This window comes from Fictibacillus sp. 7GRE50 (assembly GCF_015903875.1).
In the GTDB taxonomy this organism is placed as follows: domain Bacteria; phylum Bacillota; class Bacilli; order Bacillales; family Fictibacillaceae; genus Fictibacillus; species Fictibacillus phosphorivorans.
Map to the genome: position 1 here is coordinate 444691 of NZ_JACZDW010000001.1, position 24769 is coordinate 469459.

General features: G+C 37.2%; 27 protein-coding genes. 7 read left to right on the forward strand and 20 right to left on the reverse strand.

Annotated elements, in window-relative coordinates:
- Positions 1–504: 504 nt before the first annotated feature.
- Positions 505–813, forward strand: a complete 309-nt coding sequence (locus IHV12_RS02200; protein WP_197129768.1) for a hypothetical protein — start codon at positions 505–507, stop codon at positions 811–813.
- Between the two features lie 141 nt (positions 814–954).
- On the opposite strand, the gene qoxD is transcribed toward IHV12_RS02200, so the two are convergent.
- The 11 genes from qoxD to IHV12_RS02255 all read right to left on the reverse strand — a co-directional run bounded on the left by qoxD (position 955) and on the right by IHV12_RS02255 (position 11795).
- Complete coding sequence (qoxD, locus tag IHV12_RS02205; RefSeq protein WP_197129766.1) at positions 955–1341, reverse strand: cytochrome aa3 quinol oxidase subunit IV; 387 nt, start codon at positions 1339–1341, stop codon at positions 955–957.
- Positions 1334–1954: a cytochrome aa3 quinol oxidase subunit III gene (qoxC, locus tag IHV12_RS02210; protein WP_197129764.1), complete on the reverse strand. Its 621-nt coding sequence runs from the start codon at positions 1952–1954 to the stop codon at positions 1334–1336. The genes qoxD and qoxC overlap by 8 nt, the downstream gene beginning before the upstream one ends.
- Before the next feature lie 14 nt (positions 1955–1968).
- Positions 1969–3909, reverse strand: coding sequence for a cytochrome aa3 quinol oxidase subunit I (gene qoxB / locus IHV12_RS02215; RefSeq protein WP_197129761.1), 1941 nt, complete (start codon positions 3907–3909; stop codon positions 1969–1971).
- A gap of 59 nt (positions 3910–3968) precedes the next feature.
- A complete protein-coding gene (qoxA, locus tag IHV12_RS02220; protein ID WP_197129759.1) occupies positions 3969–4835 on the reverse strand; it encodes a cytochrome aa3 quinol oxidase subunit II in 867 nt (288 codons plus the stop codon).
- 251 nt (positions 4836–5086) lie between these two features.
- A complete protein-coding gene (locus IHV12_RS02225; protein WP_197129755.1) occupies positions 5087–5494 on the reverse strand; it encodes a disulfide oxidoreductase in 408 nt (135 codons plus the stop codon).
- Between the two features lies 1 nt (position 5495).
- Positions 5496–6182 carry a DsbA family protein gene (locus IHV12_RS02230; protein WP_197129751.1) on the reverse strand — a complete coding sequence of 229 codons (687 nt, stop codon included), beginning with the start codon at positions 6180–6182 and terminating at the stop codon, positions 5496–5498.
- 47 nt (positions 6183–6229) lie between these two features.
- Positions 6230–7411, reverse strand: coding sequence for a c-type cytochrome biogenesis protein CcsB (gene ccsB / locus IHV12_RS02235; RefSeq protein ID WP_197129748.1), 1182 nt, complete (start codon positions 7409–7411; stop codon positions 6230–6232).
- Positions 7412–7459: 48 nt separating this feature from the next.
- The gene (locus tag IHV12_RS02240) at positions 7460–8167 is read right to left on the reverse strand and encodes a cytochrome c biogenesis CcdA family protein (protein ID WP_197129745.1); all 708 of its coding nucleotides are present in this window, start codon (positions 8165–8167) and stop codon (positions 7460–7462) included.
- 141 nt (positions 8168–8308) lie between these two features.
- Positions 8309–9508, reverse strand: coding sequence for a murein hydrolase activator EnvC family protein (locus IHV12_RS02245; RefSeq protein ID WP_197129742.1), 1200 nt, complete (start codon positions 9506–9508; stop codon positions 8309–8311).
- A 182-nt stretch (positions 9509–9690) separates the two neighbouring features.
- The gene (locus tag IHV12_RS02250) at positions 9691–11091 is read right to left on the reverse strand and encodes a sensor histidine kinase (RefSeq protein WP_197129739.1); all 1401 of its coding nucleotides are present in this window, start codon (positions 11089–11091) and stop codon (positions 9691–9693) included.
- Entirely contained in the window at positions 11091–11795 is a 705-nt protein-coding gene (locus IHV12_RS02255) for a response regulator transcription factor (RefSeq protein ID WP_197129736.1), read from the reverse strand. Before IHV12_RS02255 ends, IHV12_RS02250 begins: the two co-directional genes overlap by 1 nt.
- A 432-nt stretch (positions 11796–12227) precedes the next feature.
- Between IHV12_RS02255 and IHV12_RS02260 the strand changes: the two genes are divergently transcribed.
- Positions 12228–12422: a hypothetical protein gene (locus IHV12_RS02260; RefSeq protein WP_197129734.1), complete on the forward strand. Its 195-nt coding sequence runs from the start codon at positions 12228–12230 to the stop codon at positions 12420–12422.
- 34 nt (positions 12423–12456) lie between these two features.
- On the opposite strand, the gene IHV12_RS02265 is transcribed toward IHV12_RS02260, so the two are convergent.
- Positions 12457–13500 carry a flavin-containing monooxygenase gene (locus tag IHV12_RS02265; protein ID WP_197129731.1) on the reverse strand — a complete coding sequence of 348 codons (1044 nt, stop codon included), beginning with the start codon at positions 13498–13500 and terminating at the stop codon, positions 12457–12459.
- A 30-nt stretch (positions 13501–13530) separates the two neighbouring features.
- The gene (locus tag IHV12_RS02270) at positions 13531–14376 is read right to left on the reverse strand and encodes a cytochrome c oxidase assembly protein (protein WP_197129728.1); all 846 of its coding nucleotides are present in this window, start codon (positions 14374–14376) and stop codon (positions 13531–13533) included.
- Between the two features lie 84 nt (positions 14377–14460).
- Between IHV12_RS02270 and IHV12_RS02275 the strand changes: the two genes are divergently transcribed.
- Entirely contained in the window at positions 14461–14787 is a 327-nt protein-coding gene (locus IHV12_RS02275) for an ArsR/SmtB family transcription factor (protein ID WP_197129725.1), read from the forward strand.
- Between the two features lie 27 nt (positions 14788–14814).
- On the opposite strand, the gene IHV12_RS02280 is transcribed toward IHV12_RS02275, so the two are convergent.
- The 5 genes from IHV12_RS02280 to IHV12_RS02300 form a co-directional block, all read right to left on the reverse strand.
- Positions 14815–15723 (reverse strand): cation diffusion facilitator family transporter, encoded by a 909-nt coding sequence (locus IHV12_RS02280; protein ID WP_197129714.1) that lies wholly within the window; start codon positions 15721–15723, stop codon positions 14815–14817.
- A gap of 186 nt (positions 15724–15909) precedes the next feature.
- Positions 15910–17307 carry a ferrous iron transporter B gene (locus IHV12_RS02285; RefSeq protein ID WP_197129711.1) on the reverse strand — a complete coding sequence of 466 codons (1398 nt, stop codon included), beginning with the start codon at positions 17305–17307 and terminating at the stop codon, positions 15910–15912.
- 2 nt (positions 17308–17309) lie between these two features.
- Positions 17310–17999 (reverse strand): FeoB small GTPase domain-containing protein, encoded by a 690-nt coding sequence (locus IHV12_RS02290; protein WP_197129709.1) that lies wholly within the window; start codon positions 17997–17999, stop codon positions 17310–17312.
- Between the two features lies 1 nt (position 18000).
- Entirely contained in the window at positions 18001–18243 is a 243-nt protein-coding gene (locus tag IHV12_RS02295) for a FeoA family protein (RefSeq protein ID WP_197129705.1), read from the reverse strand.
- Positions 18244–18407: 164 nt separating this feature from the next.
- Positions 18408–19118, reverse strand: a complete 711-nt coding sequence (locus IHV12_RS02300) for a ZIP family metal transporter (RefSeq protein WP_197129702.1) — start codon at positions 19116–19118, stop codon at positions 18408–18410.
- A gap of 207 nt (positions 19119–19325) precedes the next feature.
- On the opposite strand from IHV12_RS02300, the gene IHV12_RS02305 reads away from it, so the two are divergent.
- The 4 genes from IHV12_RS02305 to IHV12_RS02320 all read left to right on the forward strand — a co-directional run bounded on the left by IHV12_RS02305 (position 19326) and on the right by IHV12_RS02320 (position 22212).
- Complete coding sequence (locus IHV12_RS02305; RefSeq protein WP_370568612.1) at positions 19326–20357, forward strand: multicopper oxidase domain-containing protein; 1032 nt, start codon at positions 19326–19328, stop codon at positions 20355–20357.
- A gap of 14 nt (positions 20358–20371) precedes the next feature.
- Entirely contained in the window at positions 20372–21541 is a 1170-nt protein-coding gene (locus tag IHV12_RS02310) for a ZIP family metal transporter (RefSeq protein WP_197129699.1), read from the forward strand.
- 12 nt (positions 21542–21553) lie between these two features.
- Entirely contained in the window at positions 21554–21727 is a 174-nt protein-coding gene (locus IHV12_RS02315; protein WP_197129696.1) for a twin-arginine translocase TatA/TatE family subunit, read from the forward strand.
- Positions 21728–21873: 146 nt separating this feature from the next.
- Complete coding sequence (locus IHV12_RS02320; RefSeq protein WP_197129693.1) at positions 21874–22212, forward strand: helix-turn-helix domain-containing protein; 339 nt, start codon at positions 21874–21876, stop codon at positions 22210–22212.
- Between the two features lie 58 nt (positions 22213–22270).
- On the opposite strand, the gene IHV12_RS02325 is transcribed toward IHV12_RS02320, so the two are convergent.
- Together IHV12_RS02325 and IHV12_RS02330 are read right to left on the reverse strand one after the other, a co-directional pair.
- Positions 22271–24397 (reverse strand): heavy metal translocating P-type ATPase, encoded by a 2127-nt coding sequence (locus IHV12_RS02325; protein WP_312035281.1) that lies wholly within the window; start codon positions 24395–24397, stop codon positions 22271–22273.
- Positions 24369–24758: an ArsR/SmtB family transcription factor gene (locus tag IHV12_RS02330; RefSeq protein ID WP_197129690.1), complete on the reverse strand. Its 390-nt coding sequence runs from the start codon at positions 24756–24758 to the stop codon at positions 24369–24371. Before IHV12_RS02330 ends, IHV12_RS02325 begins: the two co-directional genes overlap by 29 nt.
- Between the last annotated feature and the right edge of the window lie 11 nt (positions 24759–24769).

A 24769-nucleotide genomic window follows, 5' to 3' on the forward strand; every position in this document is an offset into this window, starting at 1 on the left:
TTTATTGTGATGTCATTCCTTCCATTCATTTGAGATTTCACTTTATTCCTTCCGAAACGATTCAAATAATAAATGTACATAACTCTCAGTATTCGTTTTTGAAGGTGATATTGTTCACGAGGAAAATCCCAACCACTTTGTTTATCGATAAATATATCACGTTCGTTAATGTCAATAGCTTAAAGAAAGCAATTTCAAATTTTCATTTTGGTCTTTACTACTCACTCAAATATATCCAAACATTCAAATTTTAACAGAACCACCGTCCTGTTACATTTTTCCTTAATTAAATGAAAGTCCATATTTTATTAACGTAGTTTTATGAATACTTTAATTTACTAAAACACTACAGTTCTACAGTTCATAAATGTGTGTATATTTGAATCGTATTATTCCGTTTCCACTCTACAAATTTCTTTAAAATATAATGGAACATGTTTAATCAAAATAGATTAGGGAAAATTATTTTTGATAAAGTAAAAAAAGAAAGGAAGTAAATAAAAAATGCAACAGACACAAGACTTGCACAAAACTAATGAAGAAGTTTTAGAAACAGGGAAATATATCTGTGCAGAAGGCGAAACAAAAGAATTGCAAAAAGGAGATCATTTTCCTCCTTGCCCTAAAACAAATGAATCGACTTCTTGGAGACATGCCGATCACACCCATAAAACTGGTGATGAGGTCACAGAATCCGGACATTACATTGATAAGGACGGAGAACATGTTGATTTAACGCATGGAGACACTTTTCCTAGTTGTCCTAACACAGGAGAACCTACTTCGTGGAAACATACTGGTAACAACCACTAAATTAAATTAGTTATAAGAAAATTTTTTAGTAACTCTTAAAATAAAAGAAAATAAAAAGAGGAGCCGTTACACTAAAACGGCTCCTCTTTTTGCATGTGAAAATAATGAAAGTTACTGTAACCCGTAAATCAAATAGGTTTATTAATCATGGTTCATTGATCCAGAATCCATTTTCATCTCGTGTTCTCCATTAGTCGGTTTCTTTTCTGCATGACCAGAGGATAGAACCCATACCGATCCTACTACAATAACAATCGCAACAAAAAATCCAAATAATATATTCCCGATTTGAATTCGTCCCGAAAAACCTTGTGTTCTAGAATTCTCCGTTAAGTGCATGAACATTAAGAGTTGTAATGCTGCTTGTATAATTGCAAGCCCAAAAATAACAAGCAATTTTATATTCGTTGATAAATCGGTTTCTAGGGCGAACCATATAGCAAACAGTGTTAACACAATAGACAATACAAAACCAACCACATGCTTCCAAGGAATACCTTTATGTTGAGCAGCTGCATGATTAGCCATGTTGCATCACCATCCCCATGAGATAAACGGCTGTGAAGAGAAAGATCCAAACAACATCAAGAAAGTGCCAATATAGACTTGAAATAAATACTTTAGCGGTTGTTTGAGGTGTTAAGCCCCTTTTTGCAACCTGTATCAGAATCAATATAATCCAGCCAATACCAAGGGTTACATGCAGTCCGTGTGTACCGACCAATACGAAGAATGCTGACCATGCTGCACTTGTGCCTATATTCGCTCCTTCATGAATGTAGACAAAGAATTCATAAATCTCGAAACCAAGGAATCCAAGACCAAGCAAGATGGTTGTAATCATCCAAAAGAATAAGCCTTTTACATTGTAGCGACGCATTTCATGGATTGCTAGTCCACATGTGAAACTACTGGTTAATAACAAGAAAGTCTGTATCAACAATCCTTTTACTTCAAACAATTCTCCTAATGCAGGACCATCTGCTGTCCTGTCCATCAAAACCATATATGTCGCAAACAGTGTTGAGAACAAGGCTATTTCGGCCCCAAGGAACAACCAAAACCCTAAAATATTCAATCTTCCAGTCTCTGATTGATATTCCATCGGCGTGTTGAGGTCTCTTACTTTTGATTGTGCCATGTCCACGCCTCCCTTTATTTAGTTATGTTTTCGGTTTCTTTTATTTCTTCAACCGAAACATAGTAACCATTATTGTAATCGAAAGAACGAATAACTAGCGTTGCCAATACACCGATCAACCCTATGATCGCCATCCAATACCATTCAAAGACAAGTCCAAAACCTGAGACAAAGAAGAAGCTGGCCATAACGAATGGTACACCGGAATTATTAGGCATATGGATCTTTTGAAGATCTTGTGTCGTCAATGGTTTGATCTCTTTGTTCTGTTTTTCATTCCAGAAATGATCTAATCCTTTGACCACTGGAATTTTAGCGAAATTATAGAATGGCGGCATCGCTGAAGGTGTCGACCACTCCAATGTACGCCCGTTCCATGCATCTCCTGTTTTTTCACGTGGTTCATAGCGGAAACTATAGTAAATGTTATAAACAAGAACTAAGAACGCAATCCCCATCATGAACCCGCCTACTGTTGAAATCATGTTTAGTGGCCCCCAACCTGATTCTTCGCTGTACGTATATATACGTCTAGGCATTCCGTCTAATCCAAGGAAGTATTGCGGGAAGAAACAAATATTGAATCCTATGGTAAATAACCAAAATACCCATTTACCGATACGTTCGTTTAGTTTATGACCGAACATTTTTGGATACCAATATACAAGTCCTGCAAAACAAGCGAAGACCGTACCTGCTATTAGTACATAATGGAAGTGAGCGACTAAGAAATACGTATTATGGTATTGGTAGTTTGCTGCTGCCATGGCGAGCATGACCCCAGTTACCCCACCGATTACAAAATTAACGATGAACCCGAGTGACCAGAGCATTGGCGTTGAAAATTCTATCTGACCTTTACGCATCGTAAAGAGCCAGTTGAATATCTTCACACCAGTCGGTACCCCAATAAGCATCGTGGTAACTGAAAAGAAAGAATTAACCAACGCACCAGAACCCATCGTAAAGAAGTGATGGACCCAAACTAAGAAGCTATATGCCGCGATTAGAACCATCGACCAGACCATTGCTTTATAGCCAAAGAGTGTTTTTTTAGAGAACGTAGCTATTATTTCTGAAAATATACCGAAAGCTGGTAGTATAACGATATAAACCTCAGGATGACCCCAGAGCCAGAAAAGATTAGCCCAAAGCATATCCATTCCTTCTCCTTGAAGTGTAAAGAAATGACTTCCGAATAGGCGGTCAAAAGTCATTAAAGCTAAAGCAACCGTTAAGATCGGAAAAGCAAAAATGATGATAGCCATCGTAACGAGTGCTGACCAAGTGAACATTGGCATACGGAACAATGTCATTCCTGGTGCACGCATCTTAAATATAGTGACCATAAAATTGATACCTGTTAACAAAGTACCGATTCCAGAAATTTGTAACCCCAAGAGGTAATAATTCTGACCAGGCCCAGGACTTAGTTCATTACTCGCAAGCGGCATATAGCTCGTCCACCCAGCAGATGGAGATCCGCCTATAACAAACGAGATATTAAACAGCATCGCTCCAATAAAGAATGTCCAGAAACTAACAGCATTCAGATAAGGATATGCTACATCCCGTGCACCTATTTGTAATGGAACAACCACGTTGATTAGTCCAATTAAAAACGGCATCGCCATAAATATAATCATAATCGTGCCATGTGTTGTAAATATCTCGTTGTATTTCTGTGAATCGAGAAACTCCATTTCAGGGACTGCGAGTTGCGTTCTCATTAAAAGAGCATCAACTCCCCCTCTGAATAGCATCAGGATAGCAGAGATGATATACATGATACCTATCTTTTTATGATCGACGGTAGTTAGCCATTCGGTCCATAACCACTTCCATTTTTTAAAGTATGTCAGAAAAAAAACAATTCCTAACATCGTGATAGCAATCGAGACATCCGCCCCATAAATGAGCGGATCACCTGTTACAAAAAATTCATCCCATTTCATTGATAGTGCCTCCTCTTCTAATGGGGCAGTTTCACCCCATTAGACTTTGCCTTACTATATTACTTGCTTAAGCGTTCACGCACTTTAATAGCGTAATCTGCATCATTTTCATGTTTAACCCACTTTAGATGGGTAGATGAGAAAGTCATTTCTTTCGTATGACCTTGAAGCATAAGTTGATCGTACTGCTTCTTAGTCAATTTTGGTGCTTCTTGCTGGGTTTCTTTCGCCCATTTATCAAAAGACTCTGATGTTAAAGCAGCTACTTTAAATGTTTGGTCTGTGAAACCTTCACCATTAAAGTTTGAATTTCGGCCATCAAAAACCCCTGGATCATCGGCTTGAAGATAGAGCTCAGTCTGCATACCAGCCATAGCATACTTTTGTCCACCTAATGAAGGCACCCAGAACGAGTTCATTGAATCAGCTGATGTAAGTTTGAATAGTATAGGACGGTCTTCTGGAATATTGATATAGTTTACTGTCTCTATATTTTGCTCTGGATACGTGAAAATCCACTTCCAATCCACCGAGGTTGCTTGAATAACCAACGGCTTTTTATTCTCACTTCCCTTTGGAGCTTCCTCTAAAGAATAAATAGTTTTTACCGTTGGAATAGATAACGCAACAACGATAATCAACGGGATAATCAAACAAATGGCTTCAATTAAGTGACTTCCTTTATTTTCAGGATCGTACCCCTTATGACCCTTATGATCACGATACTTATATACGATAAATCCAAACAACACATAAACGACCATTATAATTCCTATCATAAATATGATTGAATACATGATCAGGTCTTTCTGCTGTTGAGCTACCGGTCCTTTAGGATCAAGTACGAGCAAATCACTGCATCCACTCAATAAGAAAACAGTCAATAACATACCCAAGAAAACAAACGGTTTATACCGCTTATACACTAAGGCCACCTTCTTTCTGCTGTAATTCGAAATATGTTTTATAACACTATCAATTTAGCAGAACAAATACCTTTTGTATTAAAATTTACGTATGTGTCATAGGAATTTCACCACATTCACTAAAACCACATACTCTGTGCAAACATTGTTCACAAACTTGGGTTTTTCTTCCGATTTCCCAACAAGTACTTGACCTTCAAAAAGAAAAAAACCTATCCGTTTTTTTGGATAGGTTTTATTTTAATACACCATTATTTATTTTTCGTTAACAGTAAAAGCAAAGTTATTAAACTAAACGCGGTTAATGCCAAGAATGGAATAGTTACAAAGCCGAACCAATTAATATATTCCGTACTACAAGGAACTCCGTTTTTGCATGGTTTGATCGCAGCAAAACCCGGCACTTTCTGTTCTAAATAATGGAAAAGAGAAATGCATCCCCCTAAAATCGATAACGGCAGAACGTAGTGCTTTATAGATTTATTATTTTGATATGCTGCAATTCCTAAAATAATGGTCAAAGGATACATCATGATCCTTTGATACCAACACAAATCGCATGGAACGAATTCCCTAACTTCACTAAAATAGAGACTTCCAAACGTGGCGAATATGGATATTACCCATGATAGATACAGCGTTGATTCACGTAGCTTCATATTATTTTCCTTCTAATTCTTGTTCGATTAATTTGGTTAGCTCTTCATAGTTAAAAGGATCAGTAAGCATTGTTCCATTAACCATAATACTTGGAGTTTGTTCTACTTTGTATTCTTTTACCAGTTCAATATCTTTACTTACTTCTTCTAAAGTGGCTTTACTCTCCATATCTTGTTTAACTTTCTCTCTATCTATTTCAGGCGTGTTTTTACTTAAAACCTCTAAGATCTTGTCTGTTGTAATCCATGCCCCATCATGGTTTTCTGCTGGTTGTTCTTCAAACATCTTTTTGTTAAAAATCCAGAAGGCTTCTTCATCTTGTGCAAATACCGATTCGCCAGCGATGGAAGCTAATTCGGACTCTTCTCCATGAAATAATACATTGATAAACGAGAATTTAACTTTACCAGTATCAATAAAATCTTTTTGTAATTTAGGGAAGATCTGAGCACTCCATGCTTTACAAGCCGGACATTTGTAATCTCCAAACTCAACAACTTGCACGTCCGCTTTAGCATCACCTATAGTCGGCTGTCCTTTAATGGATGGAGAGGATTTGTAGCTGGATTGTGTGTTCAAATCACTATCTTGATTAGCATTGGAAATTAGAAAGAGACCTAATATTATGCCGAATAGAACAAGCGTACCTAATACAATCTTCTTAAAGGGGTTACTTTTTTGTTTCATATAAACACCTCTATGATTTTTTAATTATGTCTATTGTATCAAATTCCTTATGCATATGAATGTAATCCTGCGATTACTAAATTTACTGCTATTAAATTGAACATGATGATTAAAAAGCCAACAACACTTAGCCATGCAGATTTTTCCCCATGCCAGCCTCTTGATAGACGCAAGTGTAAATAGGCTGCATAAAATAAAAATGTGATTAAAGCCCATACTTCCTTAGGGTCCCATCCCCAAAACCTGCTCCATGCTTCTTGTGCCCATATCATAGCAAATACAAGTGCACCTAATGTAAAGACAGGAAATCCAATTGCAACGCCTCTGTACGATATTTCATCCAATAACTCAGGGTCTATATGCTTTAACTTTGGTTGAATATATGCAGCTATTCGTTTACGGCAGAGCATCGTTATCAAAATGTACAATAAAGAGCCGGCAACAAACGACCACAATAAACTATTTAAATTTTTTGCTGCGTTTTTCCCATCCATCCAAGAAGGGGTTTCAAAAAGTGAGCTCGGATTATTACTGTTGACTTCTGAATCATCTGGACTTACAATAGCTGGAAGTTCGTATGTGACAGTAATCATACGTTCATTTTTATCATTCCAAATAAATGTAGTACTATAATCCATAAGATTAAACGAAAAACTGATTAAAATAAATCCAACAACAGATAGCAATGAATAAAGGATAAACTCTAACCAAAATGTCATTTTATTGAATTTTGATTGATCCACATTACGTATTAAATATATAAGTCCAGCAACAAAACTAATAGACAAAAGTCCCTCACCAAGAGCTGCTGTAGTGACATGGATTTTTAACCAGTCACTTTGAAGCGCTGGTATTAATGGTGAAATTTCTTTAGGAAACATACTTGCATATGCGATGATCAATAGTGCAATCGGCATTGTGAATATGGCTAAAATATTTGTTTTATATATTCGATAGATGATTAAAAATGCAAAAACGAGCATCATACCAAAGAAAGTGATGAATTCAAAAAGGTTGCTGACAGGTGCATGACCACTCGCAAACCATCGAGTTACAAAATATCCAGCTTGGAATAAAAATCCTAAAATAGAAACAAAATATCCGATTTGCCCCCATTTATTAGATTGTTGTTTCTTTTTTTCACTTGGCATAGCCATCGAAAAAGGAATTATTGCAATTAAATAGACAAAAAATGCACAATATAATAAGATACCGCTTACTTCTGCCAAAATTTTCTCCCCCATCTTTGCAAATTCATAGGAATTAAAATTCCAATTTTAAAAGCCAGTAAATCCCCCGAATATATTATTTGTAAGAAACGAAATGATTTTAGTCATCCAATCAAAATACAAAAAGATTCCCATTATAATCATTAGATAACCGCCAATATTCATAAAAATACCGCTGTGCACTTTGAACCATTGAATTTTTTCAACAAAGAAAGTGAGTGCAAAAAAAGGAATAGCAAATCCTAAGATATAAAAAGACATGTAAATTAACCCCGACCCAGGATTCGTAATTCCTAGAGCCATGACAGCAGCGAGTATCGGCCCTGTACATGGCGTCCACCCAGCCGCAAAACCTAATCCAATCAGGACAGACCCAAAATATCCTGAAGGACGTTTAGTAAAACGAACTCTTTTATCCTTCATTAAAAACTTAATACTTAAGTTCCCGGTTACAAGTAGCCCGAAAAATACGATGACCACGGCTCCAACTTGACGAAAAAGATCTTTATATTGCATAAACAGTTGGCTGAATAACGAAGAGGATAATCCTAATACAAGGAAGATAATTGAGAATCCAGCAAGAAAGAACAAGGTATGAAGAACCGCATGCTTTGATATCCTGTTTGATTCTTTCAAGTCCTGTAAAGATACACCAGTTATATAAGACACAAAGGCTGGGTAAAGCGGCAAGGAACAAGGCGAAAGAAACGATAAGAGTCCAGCAGTAAACGAAAAAATCAGATTTATATCATTCATAAAAGTCACCCTATACTTATCCTATATTAACAGGTAAAAACACCCGTTGAGATTCGGGTGTTTATTACCTGCAGGTTCAAATTTTATATAAACAATACCAAAGAGGGAGGTATTGGGAATGGAAATGGATTATTCTTTTTGTTATCTGCTTAGTAATGGTAAAGCATCAATTGCATTTGATTTACTTGAATTCCATTCCCCTTGATGAAGCTCAAAATGGAGATGTTGACCTGTTGATCTGCCCGTATTGCCTTGATAACCAAGCTGTTGCCCTTTTGTTACCGTTTCTCCTGAATCTACAAGGCGGCTTTTCATGTGAGCATAGACAGTAGTATACAACTGACCATTGATATAATGTGTTAGATATACTACATTACCATAGCTCGATGAATAATAAGAACGCAGCACTGTCCCATTAGCTGCAGCAACAACTGGTACGGTTCCTGCTTTAGCAATATCAAGACCCGCATGCTCTTTTCCCCATCTAGGACCAGTCTTTGAAGTAATTATACCTTCAGTTGGAAATAAAAATGAACCGCTCCCACTATTTGATTTTGGCTGAGAATTGTTGTTTTGGCTCATTGCAGATTCTCGTTTTGCACGAGCGATTTCTGCTTTCTTCGCTTTTTCTTGGTCGTCTAGAAGTTTATTTTTCTCCTCAAGATCTAAGATATAGGAGTTAATCTCACCTTCTTTATTCTTCAAATCTGATAATATTATATTTTTTTTATTCCGCTGATCGTCAAGAACTTTCATTAGCTTTTCAAGTTCAACTTTGGTTTCTTCCAGTGTTAATAGCTGATTTTCGATTTTAGCCTTTTTAATGTCCAATACATTTAGATCTGCTTTATGTTCTTCGATGATAGATCGGTCTTGGTCAGCAATCGTATTTAAAGCTATGACTCGATCTAAGAAATCGCCAAAGCTTTTTGAACCCAATACAACTTCTAAATAGCTGGTTGCACCTCCATCCTCATACATGGCAGACACTCTTTCTTTTAGAAGTTTGTCTCTCTTTTCAATTCGTTTTTCTATAATAGCAATCTCTTTCTTTAAAGTTTCTATATTTTTGGTTATCTCTTCGATTTCTTCCTTCTTCGATTCTAATTCTCGCGTTTTATCCATGATCGATAAATCGAGTCGTTTAATCTCAGAAGAAATGGTTTCTTTTTTAGTGACTATTTCATTCTTTTCTGCTAATTTCCCTTGCCGTTTTTTATCATTCTCCTCTTTTTTTTCCTTTATCTCATCCAAGGTTGTTGCGTTTACAGTTGTTAATTCATTTGCAATACCTAACTGCAAGGTAAAGAATGCAGTCATTAAAACTAGTTCTTTCTTCAAATTCCGAGCCTCCTGACACCAAAATCTGACACTATAATTGTTTATTCGAGTTTCTAGGACACACTCACTATAATTGAAAAATGTGTGGAAACTGTGAAGAAATGCACCCTTTTATTTTTCATTTTTATTACAAAAAAAAGAGAGGATACATATACCTCTCTCCAATTCTAATTTTTTTGTGTTTAGTGTACTTTTTGATTAATAGGGATACTTACTATAAATTCTGATCCCTTACCTGGATCACTTTTAACTTCTATTGTTCCATCGTGAAGTTCAACTAACTTTTTTACGATAGATAAGCCTAATCCAGAGCCACCGTGTTGCCTTGATCTTGATCGCTCCACTCGATAAAAACGGTCAAAAATAAAAGGAAGTTCTTTTTCTGGAATTCCTTTTCCAGTATCTTTGACACGAATTCCAATAAATTTTTTTGATTTGTTTATTTCCAATATAACACTTCCGTGATCTGTATAACGAATGGCATTTTCTAAGAGATTTAATAATATTTGCTCGATTCGCAAGGCATCTGCGTAAAGATAAGCTTCTTCTGTATTTTTAATAAACTCAATTCCTATATCTTTATCTCCTGCCCGCAGTTTTACTTTAACAAGGATAGATTCGGCAAGTTCAATAATATCAATTTGTTGTTTTGTTAGCTGAAATTGGTCGATATCCATTTTTGATAAATCAAAGAGGTCGTTAATCAAGCCTTTTAATTGCAAAGAAGCCCGATTAATGGTATCTAAGTATAAAACTTTTTCATTATCATCTTTATAAAGTTTATTTTTAAGTGCCTTTGAATACCCTTCAATATAGGTGATAGGTGTACGTAATTCATGCGAAATGGAAGCTAAAAAATCTTGCCTCGAATCACGGTACTGTTTTAGTTCCACTTTCAATAAATTTATTGCCTTCCCGAGTTGACCCACTTCATCATTGGAAGAATATTCAACCGGTACACCGAGATTACCTTTCGCGATTTCTTTCGTTGCTTTTTCCATTTGTAATAATGGAGCAGCCAGTTTTCGTGAAAGAAAATAAGTGAAGCCAAGCATAAGAAAGAAAGCACCGATTCCTACAAGTGTAAGTAATAGGCGAACCTTTTTTATCGATTCATGAATCTCTTCAATCGATGAAAGTACAAAAACACTGCCTTTAAAAGTGTGGTTATTCTTTATTGGTTTTCCTGCCATTAGATGATGAGCCTTCGAAATAGGTTCTTCATATTCTTTATTTATTGTCTGCCCTCTAGATAACAAATTGTTGTTTTTTGTTGAAATCTTTTTGCCTTCTTCCAAGCCCTCCACGCCAGTACTAGCAATTATATTCCCCTTAGAATCTGTGATGAATATATCAGTCCTTGTTAGTCTGGACAGAGATTCAAACATACTAATAAACTCTTTATCATTTGTGTTGTTGATTGAATGGGCATACTGCTCAGATAGTTTATTTATATTTTGTCTTACTTCATTATAATAAAAACCCGAAAATCCTTGGTAGATTACAATACCTGTAGGGAATAGCACAACTAAGAAAAGTAAAATAAAACTTCCACTTATCTTAAAGATGATACTATTCTTCATTACACTTGTTCTCCTGGTTGAGAGAATTTGTAACCTACGCCCCAAACCGTTTTTATTGGATCAAAAGAAAGTCCCTTTTCTCTTAGCTTTACTCTAATATTTTTAACATGTGTGTCTACGACCCTGCCATCATATGAGTAATATTCACCCCAAATTTTGTTTAAGAGAACTTCTCTCGTCATAACCTGTCTAGGATTATTAGCTAAAAATATGAGCAACTCTGTCTCTTTTGGCGTAAAGTTGACACTCTTCTCGTTTGCGAATACTTCTCGAGCTCTAATATTAATCGTTAAATCCTCAATTATTATTTCATTTTCTTTCTTTTCCATTGTATTTAAGTAAGACACTCTTCGCAGCAATGCCTGAACTCTAGCCAACAACTCATCAGGTTCAAATGGCTTTGTTATATAATCATCCGCCCCAATATTCAAGCCCATAATCTTATCCTGTACATCGGATAAAGCAGTAAGCATTAGGACAGGTGTTGTACTTTTCTCACGTATTCTCATACAGATTTCCCATCCGTCTATTTCTGGCATCATAATATCCAATATAACAAGATCTACTTTATTTCTTGTCAATACATCTAGAGCGCGCTGCCCATTATCTAATTCAAGAAGGTGATAATAATCACGAAGATAGATACGCAATAAGTTTCTCATGTCCCAATCGTCATCAATGATCAATATGGTTTTCTTGTACATTCTTTTTCACCTCAATTAATATGATTTCAAAATCGCTAAGATCCAATACGCACTTGCAGTAACAAATCCAAAGGCCGTCAGGAAAAGAAAAAGTTGTAAATTAGTAAGTTTCATATCGCCCACCTCCAGTACATTAAACTCAATTTTTCAATATACATGTGCATATATTCATATATTCATTCTATATGAATTCTAGTAAATTTAAATATTTGCATTGGAACAATAACGTGACAGTTCAATTTAGAATATTGTGATTAAATACATTGTCTTTAATAGAATGTGGGTTTTCATTTTATCCAGCCCTAAATTAATGATCAACATAATAAGATATACTATGGCTACTTAAAAATAACTTACCTCGATAGTATAATAATATTTTTAATGCTATTATATGAACATATGCACATAAATACCATGAAGGGAGTGATCATATTGTTTAATATTTCAAAAGAGACGATGGAGTTTGTAGGACCTACACTTTTGATAGTTATAGGAATTGTATTCTCATTTATCTTTGTCGTTTTCATAAAGAAAGTGTCCAAGAAGCAAGAGGAGCATGCAAATCGATTTGAGCAAGAAGTCTTAGCCTCTAAGTGGCTCATGGAGGAAAAGAAAAAATCAAGTTAGATTATAAAAAAACAGTGCGCTGTATGCACTGTTTTTATTGTAAGCTGTTCATATGATTCATTAGATACTCTGCATCATTTCCGACTCCATAGAGCAGCCCTGATCCTCTTCGATACTGCCAGGGCAAACCTAAAAAGTATAGCCCTTTAACTTTAGTAACGCCTCTTTGATGAATAGGTTTTCTATCGTAATCGAATAAACCCTCAATTTGTATCCAGCTAAAATCGGATTTAAAACCTGTCGCCCAAACAACATTATCAACCATTACCCTGCTCACATCTTCAAACATGATCTTGTCATTTTCTACACTAACAGATCGTGATTTTAAAATTACCTTCTTTTCTATTATCGCTTTTTTCAGTTCAAGACCAAAAATTGGATCAGGCTGACGGCTCAAAAATCGCCCTATTGTGGTATTTACGTGTGATTGTAGAAGTCCTAACTTTTGAAACCACCAAAAGATGCTCTTATTTCCGATTACTTGCGGAAAGAACTTCATTTTATGTCCTACAGACAAGTACACTTCTTTGGTCTTGGACAACTCAACGGCGATCTGAGCACCAGAATTCCCACCACCAACGATCAACACTGATCCACTTTTGAGCTGTTCTGGAGATCGATAACCTGAAGAATGTACTTGAAAAACCTCATTGGAGAACTGATGTGAAAACTCAGGTATAAATGGGACCTGAAACGGCCCCGTAGCCACAACTACATTATCTGAAAGAAAATCGCCTTGGTTCGTTTTAACTACAAATCGGTTATCCTCTTTATGCAAACTATAAACGTTAGTGTTTAATTGAAGGGGTAATGAAAATTTTTCAGCATATGACGCAAGGTAGTCTGCTACTTCATATTTTGTCGGATAAACGTCTTGATCCCCTTCAAAATAGCATCCTGGAAGTGTACTATATGACCGCGGCGTGAACAGAACGAGAGAATCATAACGCTTTCTCCAAACATCCCCAACATTCTCTTCTTTACCGATTATTAAAAATGAATGTTTTGCCTTCTTTAAGTAATAGCCCATCGCTAATCCTGCTTGACCAGCGCCAATCACAATCACATCATAATTCATGCTTATTCCCCCCAATTAGAACAGAAATGGCTATCCCTTTGGGACCCGATAATCCTCAGCTGGTAATTCATCAATGCTATATAACTTATCTTTTTTGAACCAACCGATAAAGATCCTCAACAATACCGTTCCATATATAATCTCTTGTCCGATTTTCATGATTACTCCTCCAAGTTGCTGATCATACAGAGGTGTATAGGAGAGGTAAGTGATCGACGATCTGTGTTGATACATCTGATACAATATGTCTTTTGCAAAAATGATTAACGCACATGCTGGTGTGAGCAGTACGCCCATGGCAAAGATGTATCCTGTCTTTTGAAGGCTTGATAATTCTTTTCCGGTTTGAACATTTGATATTATAGGAAACCACATCATAATTGATGTAATAAATAAAACAATATGATAAAAATCCATCGCCCAAGGGTTAGCCATCAGCGTGTCAAAAACATTTGGAAAATGATAAATCGAAAACAAGGAATTGAATACTAGTATCGCTAACAAGGGTCTTGTTGCAAAGTGGACCATTTTCTTGATGGATGATACCTGAAAGAGATAGGTAAACACCCATTCCGGGAGCCCTGCAATTAATAATGGTGGTACCATCAGATAGGTAATTGTCATCTGTACCATATGTACACTGAAGAGATAATGATGTCCGATCAGACTTAACGGACTGCCCTCTGCAATAGCCCAAAGAATCAACCCACTACAAAAAAGTGCCCTCTTCTTAATGCTTACACCATCCAAATGTGGATTTAAAATTAAAACTCTCTTAGTTACTAAAGAAAATATAAAGCCTAGAAAAACAATTAAAAGTAAAATGTCAATCTTCCAAAGCTCAAAGAATGGATAAGTTGTTAAAACGTTATTCACAAGTACCTCCTTGGTCTAAATCGTTGTTCATTAGGAAAGATTCTCTTATAATAGATTCATGTATTAATAAAGAAGGGGTTGCACATGGGAGAACAGGAACAACATAATAAAAAGCTGTTTATTGATTTAGATGAAGAAACACTTTTTATGGTCGGTCAATGTTTTAAAGCATTATCCGATCCAACAAGGTTACGCATCTTAAATTTGTTACTACATGGTGAGCAGTCTGTAAATGAGATTGCCGACAAACTCTCTCTTTTACAATCTACAGTTTCCCACCAATTACGATTTTTGAAAAATGTTAGATTAGTGAAATCAAGAAGAGAAGGCACAACAATTTATTATACTACAGATGATGAACATGTCATTGACTTGTTAAAACAAAGCATTGACCATGCAAAACATACGTAAAAACGAGCCCTGAAAAGGGTTCGTTTTTTAATTGCAATGCCCTTGGTGCTGATGCCCTTCTCTTTCTTCATCCACTTCAATCGTCGTATGATGAATATGGAATTCATCGTGCAACACTTTTTTCACTTGATTCAAAACTTCCTTGTAATCAGCTGATGTTTCTTTTACTACATGGCAGCTGAGTGCAGGAAAATCAGATGTGATCGACCATACGTGGAGGTCGTTAACTCCCTTCACCTCGGGAAGTGATAGTATAACTTCTTTTACTTTTTCTACGTCTAAATTTAATGGTGTTCCTTCCATTAAGATATGGAAGGAATCTTTTGTTACTCTCCAGCCACTTATGATGATTAATACCGCAACAATGATACTCGCAATCGGGTCAGCGATACTCCATCCCAAGAACATGATGAGTAATGCTGCAACGATTGCTCCGACTGATCCTAACATGTCGCCAAGCACATGTAAAAATGCACTACGCACATTTAAGTTCTCGTCTTTATCGCCTTTCATCAAAATATAGGCAGCTGCTATGTTTACAAGCAATCCAATGAAAGAGATGATTAACATTCCTGAGCTCACCACTTCTGGAGGATCTACTATACGGTGATAAGCTTCCCAGAAGATATAAAGTGAGATTAAGATTAAGGTAATACCGTTTAAAAACGCCGCTAGAATCTCAAAACGTTTGTATCCAAACGTCTTTGAATGGGTGGCTTTTCGTTGCCCCATCGTAAGAGCTAAAAAGCTAAGTCCAAGTGCCGCAGCATCACTCAACATATGCCCTGCATCGGAAAGGAGAGCCAAACTGTTAGTCCAAAGGCCACCAATGACCTCAACAATCATAAAGCTCGCAATTAGAAAAAATGACCATTTTAATGCGTTTTTGTTATTACTTCCATGATGGTGATGTCCATGATCGTGAGAGTGTCCCATAATTTCCACCTTCTTAAATATGAATATGTGCTCATGTATATTATGCACAATATCCGCTCAGCGTGCAATCATACAAAGAGAAAAAGTTAATACATAATTAGAATAAACAATTGTAAATAAACTTAATCCTTTGTGTCTATCGATCATTTTTTCACATTAAAAAAAGCCCAATAAAGGGCTTTTGAATTAACGAAGAAAATAAACTGTTTGAGCAATGGTGAATGTAACCGTAATTGCAATAACAGTTGGTATCAGAAAAGCTAAAAACGTCCATTTTTTACTCTTGGTTTCTTTGTATATGTTCACGAGTGTTGTCCCGCATGGAAAATGCAACAATGAAAATAGCATCATATTCAATGCAGTAAGCCACGTCCATCCGTGCTCTACAAAGATTTGCTTCAAATCTACCAGGTTATCGACTTCTGTTAATGACCCGGTGGAAAGATAGCCCATTAATAAGATTGGCAAAACGATCTCGTTGGCGGGCAATCCAATCAGAAAAGCCATGAGTATGAAGCCGTCTAACCCTAGCATCTTACCGAAAGGATCTAAGAAGTTTACGATATACATCAAGATACTTGTATCCCCAACATAAATGTTAGCAATGACCCATGTTAAAATTGCAGCTGGCGCAGCAACTTTAATTGCACGGCTAAGAACTGATAAAGATTTTGTCAATGATGATCTTATGACTGTGTCAAAGAATTTCGGTCTTCTATATGGCGGCAATTCTAGAGTATAATGCGTAGGCACTCCTTTTAGAGCTGTTTTGGAAAGAACCCAAGAAACAATAAAGGTTACAATTACACCAACCATTACAATTCCAACGATAACAGAAGTCGTCACGAGTGATTTAAGACCACCTGTATATCCTGCTGCCATAAAAAGTGATGCAAGAACAATCAGGGTACCCCAACGACCGTTGCAAGGAACGAAGTTGTTCGTAAGGATGGCAAGCATCCTTTCTCTTGGAGATTCAATGATTCGAGACGATAACATCGCTGCAGCATTACAACCGAACCCCATCGCCATTGTTAAAGACTGTTTTCCATGTGCCCCTACACTCTTGAAAATTCGATCCATATTGAAGGCAACACGTGGTAGATAACCATAGTTTTCAAGCAAGGCAAAAGTAGGAAAGAAAATAGCCATAGGAGGAAGCATTACACTTATCACCCATGTAGTCCCCCGGTATAACCCAAGTACCAATATACCATGAAGCCAATCAGGAGAATTCATATACATAAAAAAGGCAGTTAGATGATTTTCTAGCCAGCCAAAGAAAGTAGCAAGCATCGATGACGGTATGTTAGCCCCTGCGATAGTTAGATAAAACACGATTCCAAGCATTATAATCATAATCGGGAATCCAAATATCGGGGAAGTAAAGATGGCATCTAGTTTTTCTGTTCTTTTATCATTCTTCTTATTTTTATGAATGACACTAGATTCGCATAATTGTTGACTCTTTTTATACAGATTTTGAACGATCTTATCCCGCATATGATCATCAGAGATTTCTTGAGCATACGCATATAAGTTTCCCAAACTTACTGAAGTTTTCTGTTGGAATCCATTTTGCATGATTATCCCCCCTTGACCAATAAGCGTTTTTCCATCTGCTGAAATAATGAATCATCTCCGTCAAGCAAGCGTAAAGCTACCCATCTTGACGAAATACTATCTTCAAGATACTCCCGTACGAGCGGTTCGATCTGGCGAATCTTTCTTTCGATCTCTTCATCATAAAAAATAATTTCAGGAGTACACACGATCTTTCCCGTATGGATTCTATCAATCGTATCTAATAAAAGGGTAAAACCTGTTTTATTTCTCGCAGATATTTTTATAACAGGTACACCGAGTTTCCTTGTTAACGCTTTTTCATTTATAGATATGCCTTGTTTATCTGCTTCATCAATTAAATTGATACAAATGATCACATTCGTTGTCATCTCTAAAACTTGTAAGGCTAAATTAAAGTTGCGCTCTAATGATGTAGCATCTAAAACGACCAGTGTTACATCTGGCTTTTCAAAAACGATATAATTCCTTGCGACTTCTTCATCGGTTGAATTTGAGAATAAGGAATACGTACCTGGCAGATCAATTATTCTTACCGTTTTGCCTTTATGTTCAACTTTACCTTCTGCGAGTGAAACAGTCTTACCAGCCCAATTACCGGTATGTTGTTTTAAACCTGTTAACGCATTGAACAGCGTGCTTTTTCCTGTGTTTGGGTTGCCTGCTAACGCAACAGTATAAGAGTTTTTCATGTTAGACCAACTCCCCTTCTATCCTCTGGCTTTCTTCTTTTCGTAAAGCAATGGTAGTTTGGCTTACACGGAATGCCATCGGATCCCCTAAAGGACTTCTTCTTATCACTTCAACAACTGCCCCTCGAACAAAACCTAGATCCAGTAAACGTCTTCTCATCACACCTTCTAAATCAATTGAAGTGATCCGGATGAAGCTTCCGATCTTGGCATCGTATAATTTTATTACTTTAGCTTCGTCCATCCGTGTTTCCCCCTGTCCCAATTGTTTCCCATAGGCAACTTTTAGTATCATAATAAGAATGTATTCATACTTTGTCAATTGATTGCTATTAAATCACCAAATCCAAAATTATCCATAAAAAGGACTGCCTTTTATGGCAGCCGGAGAGTTCAGCATTTGTGGTTTTAGTGAATAAAAAGCAACGAGTATGGAATTAAAAAACCAAAGCTAGTGTATAAAAGCCATTCAAAAATCGTAACATCTTTACTTTTCCTTAAAAACTCATGGAGGGTTACAAAACTAAGTGTTCCTATCGATGTACCCATTAAAAGCGTATTTACTTTTATATTTTGAAGATATAAAAACGCATTGCCAATTAATGCGCTAATACCGAAGAAAAACGCAAGAATCAAACAAGTTAATGTAAAGAGATAGAAAGAAACATTTCCATATAAAGCAGATGACATAAGTGCTAGTCCTTCCGGTATGTGATGAAAAAACATGGCAAGTAAAAATGGTGAAGAAAATATGGAGTTTGAACTCTCGTTTATTAACAACCCTACACCTACGCCAGTGGGAAGGTTATGGAGGATTAAAGCAACTACTAAGAACATAAAGGATTTTTTGTTCCCCTTATGGAAAAATTGATCAGTAATTTTCATTAAAAGTGCACCAGCTATAAATCCAAGAATAATTCCCTTTGTCTCAAATAATTCAATGGCTTCTGGGATGATTTCATTTAGTAATAAACTTAGGATGATTCCTCCTGAAAACAATAAGACTAATTTCCTCCTTTTGAATACCACATCTTTTAGAAGTTGGAGACTACCACCACCAAGGAACGTGCCTAAAAACACAAAAACAAAAACCCCTAACCCAATAATGATTGAATTCATCTCGTTGTCTCCTCTTTTTTTGTCCCACCCACTTTCACCATATTCTATTGGCTTTTTGTTCATTCCAAATAAGAATTTTATAAATAGGATGTACAATAAATAACCTTACAAAAAAAAAACAATTGACAGGATACTTGTATTAGGCATAAAGTGTAGTTATTAATCATAAAAGTTGCATAAGGGAAACTTTTTAAGAGGAGGTCAAGTATGGATAAGGAACTGGAAGAAAAGGAACAAGTCTCTCGTCGTGATATTTTGAAAATGGGATCTGTCGGAGCCATTGGACTTGCAGGAAGTTATTTTTTGAACAAGGTTGCTCCATTTACAGGAACGGTTAACGCCTCATCTCACAACAATCACAAGAAAAAGAATAGTCATGCTAATCACGCGAACATGTCGGATAAATCCAAAACAAACGGCTATAAGATGGCTGAGAGATTGCTTACTGAATTTGATTATGGAAAAGTCAGCACCCTGCCGAATGGGCAAACACTAAGAACGTACGAAGTCGTTGCGGTTGATAAAGAGATCGAGATCGCTAAGGGAATCAAGTTTCCAGGCTGGACGTACAACGGAACCATCCCTGGACCAACATTCCGTTGTACAGAAGGTGACATGCTGCGTTTCAACTTTGTTAACAAAGGCAGTCACCCGCACTCGATTCATTTCCATGGCATCCATCCTCCCGAGATGGATGGGTTAGATCCGATCTATCCAGGTCAATCTTTCACGTATGAATTTGAAGCGAAGCCTTATGGATTACAGATCTATCATTGCCATGTACTCCCTTTGGCACGACATATTCATAAAGGACTTTATGGAAACTTTATCATCGATCCTAAGAAACCGAGAAAACCTGCAATAGAACTGAACATGGTGATGAACGGTTTTGACTTGGATTTAGACGGAGAGAACGAATTTTACACCGTGAACGGTTATGCGTTCGCGTTTATGAATCATCCGATAAAGATAAAAAAGGATGAGCTTGTCCGTATTTATTTGAGCAATCTAACGGAATTTGATTTGTTGAACTCGTTTCATCTTCATGCCAATTACTTTACGTATTATCCGACTGGAAGAGACGACAACCCTTCCCAGTTCACTGATACGATCATGCAATGTCAAGGTGAACGCGGGATTGTTGAAGTCCGTTTCCCATACAAAGGAAAATATATGTTCCATGCTCATGTCAGTGAATTCGCTGAACTAGGTTGGATGGGATTCTTTGAGGTCGAGTAAAAGGAGGGGTGAAGATGAAAGCAAAATGGTGGATTGCAGGACTTATTCCGTTGATTTTATTAGTTGGCGTATTAGCTTGGGTGTTAAAAAACGGGGCTGGTGTTGAACAAGATCCAGCCGCACCGATTGAAGTCTTAAACATCGAAAGAATACAAGTAACGGTTTCTGGATTCGAAGTGGATGTGAGCAACACAGGACCAGAAACCCTAAAGATTTCACAGGTAATGGTGGATGATTCGGTATGGGATTTTACGGTCTCTCCTAGTCAGACACTAAAGCGATTTGACGAAGGTACCGTCATGATCAATTATCCTTGGGTCGAAGGTGATCCTCATGCTATAAAACTGATTACGGAGAACGGCATCATCACGGAAGGTGAGATTCCAGCTGCAACGTTAACACCCAAGCCGACTTTGGAAAACTTTTTGAAATATGGCTTTATCGGATTTTATGTCGGGATCGTCCCCATCACACTAGGCTTGTTGTGGTATCCGTTCATGAAGCGTTTTAAACGTAAATGGATCAATGCAATATTAGCATTAACGGTTGGTTTATTGCTGTTCCTTTTCGTCGGAACATTAGCAGATGGATTCGAGATTGGAGCTGAAGCACCATCTGTCTTCCAAGGAAACATGGTGGTCATCATCGGAGCTGCTCTTACCTTCCTCCTTCTGATCGGCTTTGACCAGTATCAGCATAAGAAACAGGAATCTAAAGGGTATTCTCCTTATGCTTTAGCTTTACTCATGGCAACAGGGATAGGACTTCATAACTTCGGTGAAGGTCTTGCCATCGGCTCTTCTTTCGCCTTAGGTGAAGCCGCACTCGGAACCTTTTTAATCATCGGGTTCACATTGCATAACATCACAGAAGGCATCGGGATCGCTGCACCATTGTTAAAGACCAAACCACGGTTTAGGGACTTCGTACTCCTAGGATTGATCGCAGGGGCACCCGCCATCTTGGGCACTTGGTTCGGAGGCTTTGTCTTCTCTCCGATCTGGGGAGCATTATTCTTAGGAATTGGAGCAGGTGCGATCCTGCAAGTTATCTTTGTTATCACTAAGTTGCTCATCGAAGACCATAAAAAGTTCAGAGAACCATCTGTCTCTTGGTTAAACCTAGCTGCATTCTCAGTTGGGATGCTCATCATGTACTTTACGGCGTTTTTCGTAAAATATTAAGGAGGGATAGCGATGTTAGGACCAGGAAGTTTGGTATTAGTAGGAGCTGCTGCTCTCATCGTCTTCGGGCCGAAAAAACTACCCGAACTAGGTAAAGCAGTAGGAGCGACACTGAGAGAGTTTAAAAAATCTACCAATGAACTTATGGATGAGGATGAAAGAAAAACGCAAAACAATAAAGATTAATACCACTAAAAAAATAATCAAAACATTAGAGGCTGCTAAGAATTTAGCAGTCTTTTATTACAAATATAGTATAATTTTACAATCACCTAAAAGGCTAAACTTATAAAGGATTAAATAAATTCCCTAAAGAAACGGAGGATCTAATAATGTTTCGGGATTTTGGCCAGAGAATGAGGGTTTATAGAAATCAAAGTAATGTGACTTTAATGGAACTTGCATATAAGTTAGGGGTTTCTAAATCGTATTTAAGTAAACTTGAAAATGGTAAGACGACTACTATTAAACTTACTAATCTTCAATTATTACATGATGAACTTAATCTGTTTCCAAATATTCCAAACGAATGGAGGCACGATAACATTTCTTTACGATTGTTACGGGCAAACCAACAATTACATTCCATTTACAAACAGCAACCCCATCTAGTTGAATCCATTTTAACCAATCTAGAGCAAAACATTCAATTGCAGCTGGACAACGAATAATGGCTCAATATAAATAGTAAAAAAACGCTTGGAAAACCTACTCCAAGCGTTTTGTAATTTAATTCTTGTCTTTTATACTTAAAAGTCTCAAACTATTTAATGTCACGATTAGGGTCGCACCCATATCTGCAAAAATCGCAATCCAGAGAGTAAGCCAGCCTGGAACGACTAAAAGCAACGCTAACAGCTTGATGCCAAGTGAAAATGTGATGTTTTGTTTAATAATCGTTAATGTTTTTTGGGAGAGTTTCATGGCGAATGGAAGTTTTCTTAAATCGTCTGCCATAAGAGCAATATCCGCAGTTTCTAATGCCGTGTCGGTCCCTGCTCCACCCATTGCTATCCCCACATTTGCTGCTGCAAGGGCGGGAGCATCGTTCACACCATCTCCTACCATCGCTACTTTTTCATAGGATTTACGAAGTTCTTTAATAGTTCCAAGTTTCTCATGTGGTAGTAGTTCAGACTGAATATCTGTAACACCTACTAGTTTCCCGATAGCTTCTGCAGTACCTTTATTATCCCCGGTCAACATGATTGTTTTTTGGATTCCTTGAGAATGCAACTGTTTTATGACTCCAAGACTGGATTCTCTTATTTCATCTGCAACGGCGATTAGTGCTAAGATTTCATTTTCGTTTCCAAATAATATTACAGTTTTCCCTTGGTTTTGCAATTCACTGATTTGAGCAGTGAATGATTCTATTCCTGATAAGATGCGCTCTTTGCTCCAAGTTGGACTTCCAGCGAAGTATGTTATACCGTTAATGGTTCCTTGGATACCCTTACCCGTTATAGATTGAAAGTTTTCAATATCAATCTGTTGGTAAGAGCAATCTAAATCATCCGCTTTCTTTACAATTGCCGATGCTAGGGGATGTTGAGACGCTCTTTCTAGGGCGGCTACTAGAGAGAATATCTCTTTAGTGTCACTTTCAATTTTAAGATCTGTTACAACAGGTATCCCCTTCGTTAACGTACCCGTTTTATCAAATGCTATTGCTTTAATCGCCCCAAGTTCCTCTAAATGGATACCGCCTTTTATTAATACACCGTTCCGAGCAGCGTTTCCGATTGCCGTTACGATAGAAACTGGTGTCGATATGACTAACGCACAAGGGCAACCAACTACGAGAACAGCTAATCCCTGGTAGATCCACTTCTGCCAGTCACCATCAAATAGGGGAGGGAGAACAGCGACAAGAAAGGCAACAAGGATGATTGCTGGTGTATAGTATTTTGCAAACCGATCCACGAAAGCCTGAGAAGGTGCTCTTTCTGCTTGAGCTTCTTCAACCAGATGAATAATTTTTGAGATTGTCGTGTCATCGACATGTTTGGTGACCTCAACCTCTAACAACCCTTCCTCGTTTAGTGTGCCTGCAAAGACTTCATCATCCTTTTCTTTTGTAACTGGAATGGATTCTCCTGTAATTGCCGCTTGATTGACAGAAGAGATTCCCTTTATTACACGTCCATCCATGGCAATTTTTTGTCCTGGTTTTACGATCATGACATCCCCTACCTCAATGTCATCAACCTTTACCATTTGTTCTTGGTTACCACGCTTGATCAGCGCTTCTTTAGGTGCTATATCCATCAAGGATCGGATCGATTGTCTTGCTTTATCCATCGAATAGGATTCTAAGGCTTCTGAGATAGCGAATAGGATGACAACCATCGCCCCTTCTCCCCATTCACCAATAAATGAAGCACCGATAATCGCGATTGTCATCAGAGTCCTCATATCAAAGTCAAGATGGAGAAGATTCTTAAATCCTGTGATAAACAGTCGATAGCCACCGATTACAATTGATAGGACATAGGGAATTATGGAAGTGATCGATTTCTCCCCATACATCTCAGCTGCAAGCCAACCCATGATCAGAAAAATGCTAGAAGCGATTAGGGAAGCATGCCGTTTATAAATTGCTTCATTATTTTTTTCAAACTCCTCGTTCTCTGGAACAACTTTGATATTCTCAAATGCTCCTGCTTTTTCGATTGATTTAATAGTGGTTTCTCCATATACAGTCAGTTTTAATGCTCCAAAATTAACACTTGCATCTGAAACACCATCCAGGTGTTTTACGTTCGTTTCGAACTTTTTCGCACAGCCCGCTCAAGTGAATCCAGACACACGGTATACAGTTTTGTTACCTTGCTTCGTTAAAGCTTCTTCCACGATGTTCCACCTCCTCCTGGTGTGTAAAAGTAATTTTAATCAGTTGTACTACATGCTCATCATCTAAAGAATAAAAAACCAGTTTTCCTTCTTTTCGGTATTTCATTAAGCCCATACTCCTAAGATGTCTTAGATGATGGGATGCTGTTGCAGTTGTACTTCCTACGATGTTAGCAACATCACAAACACATAGCTCCTTTTCAAGTGTAAGTGCATAAGCTATTTTAAGTCTTGTTTCATCTGAGAGAGCTTTGAAAATACTTGCTACGTTTAGCGAATTTCTTTTATTGATTTCATCTTTAACTCGAACAACTTTTTTCTCGTCAAAACAAGTTACTTCGCATACGTCTTGACTTTTCAACTTTTATCCAC

Bases quoted from the DNA above. Each gene is read 5' to 3' on its own strand.
- IHV12_RS02200 (WP_197129768.1), top strand. From the start codon at position 505: ATGCAACAGACACAAGACTTGCACAAAACTAATGAAGAAGTTTTAGAA.
- qoxD (WP_197129766.1), bottom strand. From the start codon at position 1,341: ATGGCTAATCATGCAGCTGCTCAACATAAAGGTATTCCTTGGAAGCAT.
- qoxC (WP_197129764.1), bottom strand. From the start codon at position 1,954: ATGGCACAATCAAAAGTAAGAGACCTCAACACGCCGATGGAATATCAA.
- qoxB (WP_197129761.1), bottom strand. From the start codon at position 3,909: ATGAAATGGGATGAATTTTTTGTAACAGGTGATCCGCTCATTTATGGG.
- IHV12_RS02225 (WP_197129755.1), bottom strand. From the start codon at position 5,494: ATGAAGCTACGTGAATCAACGCTGTATCTATCATGGGTAATATCCATA.
- IHV12_RS02230 (WP_197129751.1), bottom strand. From the start codon at position 6,182: ATGAAACAAAAAAGTAACCCCTTTAAGAAGATTGTATTAGGTACGCTT.
- IHV12_RS02240 (WP_197129745.1), bottom strand. From the start codon at position 8,167: ATGAATGATATAAATCTGATTTTTTCGTTTACTGCTGGACTCTTATCG.
- IHV12_RS02250 (WP_197129739.1), bottom strand. From the start codon at position 11,091: ATGAAGAATAGTATCATCTTTAAGATAAGTGGAAGTTTTATTTTACTT.
- IHV12_RS02255 (WP_197129736.1), bottom strand. From the start codon at position 11,795: ATGTACAAGAAAACCATATTGATCATTGATGACGATTGGGACATGAGA.
- IHV12_RS02265 (WP_197129731.1), bottom strand. From the start codon at position 13,500: ATGAATTATGATGTGATTGTGATTGGCGCTGGTCAAGCAGGATTAGCG.
- IHV12_RS02275 (WP_197129725.1), top strand. From the start codon at position 14,461: ATGGGAGAACAGGAACAACATAATAAAAAGCTGTTTATTGATTTAGAT.
- IHV12_RS02280 (WP_197129714.1), bottom strand. From the start codon at position 15,723: ATGGGACACTCTCACGATCATGGACATCACCATCATGGAAGTAATAAC.
- IHV12_RS02285 (WP_197129711.1), bottom strand. From the start codon at position 17,307: ATGCAAAATGGATTCCAACAGAAAACTTCAGTAAGTTTGGGAAACTTA.
- IHV12_RS02290 (WP_197129709.1), bottom strand. From the start codon at position 17,999: ATGAAAAACTCTTATACTGTTGCGTTAGCAGGCAACCCAAACACAGGA.
- IHV12_RS02295 (WP_197129705.1), bottom strand. From the start codon at position 18,243: ATGGACGAAGCTAAAGTAATAAAATTATACGATGCCAAGATCGGAAGC.
- IHV12_RS02300 (WP_197129702.1), bottom strand. From the start codon at position 19,118: ATGAATTCAATCATTATTGGGTTAGGGGTTTTTGTTTTTGTGTTTTTA.
- IHV12_RS02305 (WP_370568612.1), top strand. From the start codon at position 19,326: ATGGATAAGGAACTGGAAGAAAAGGAACAAGTCTCTCGTCGTGATATT.
- IHV12_RS02310 (WP_197129699.1), top strand. From the start codon at position 20,372: ATGAAAGCAAAATGGTGGATTGCAGGACTTATTCCGTTGATTTTATTA.
- IHV12_RS02315 (WP_197129696.1), top strand. From the start codon at position 21,554: ATGTTAGGACCAGGAAGTTTGGTATTAGTAGGAGCTGCTGCTCTCATC.
- IHV12_RS02320 (WP_197129693.1), top strand. From the start codon at position 21,874: ATGTTTCGGGATTTTGGCCAGAGAATGAGGGTTTATAGAAATCAAAGT.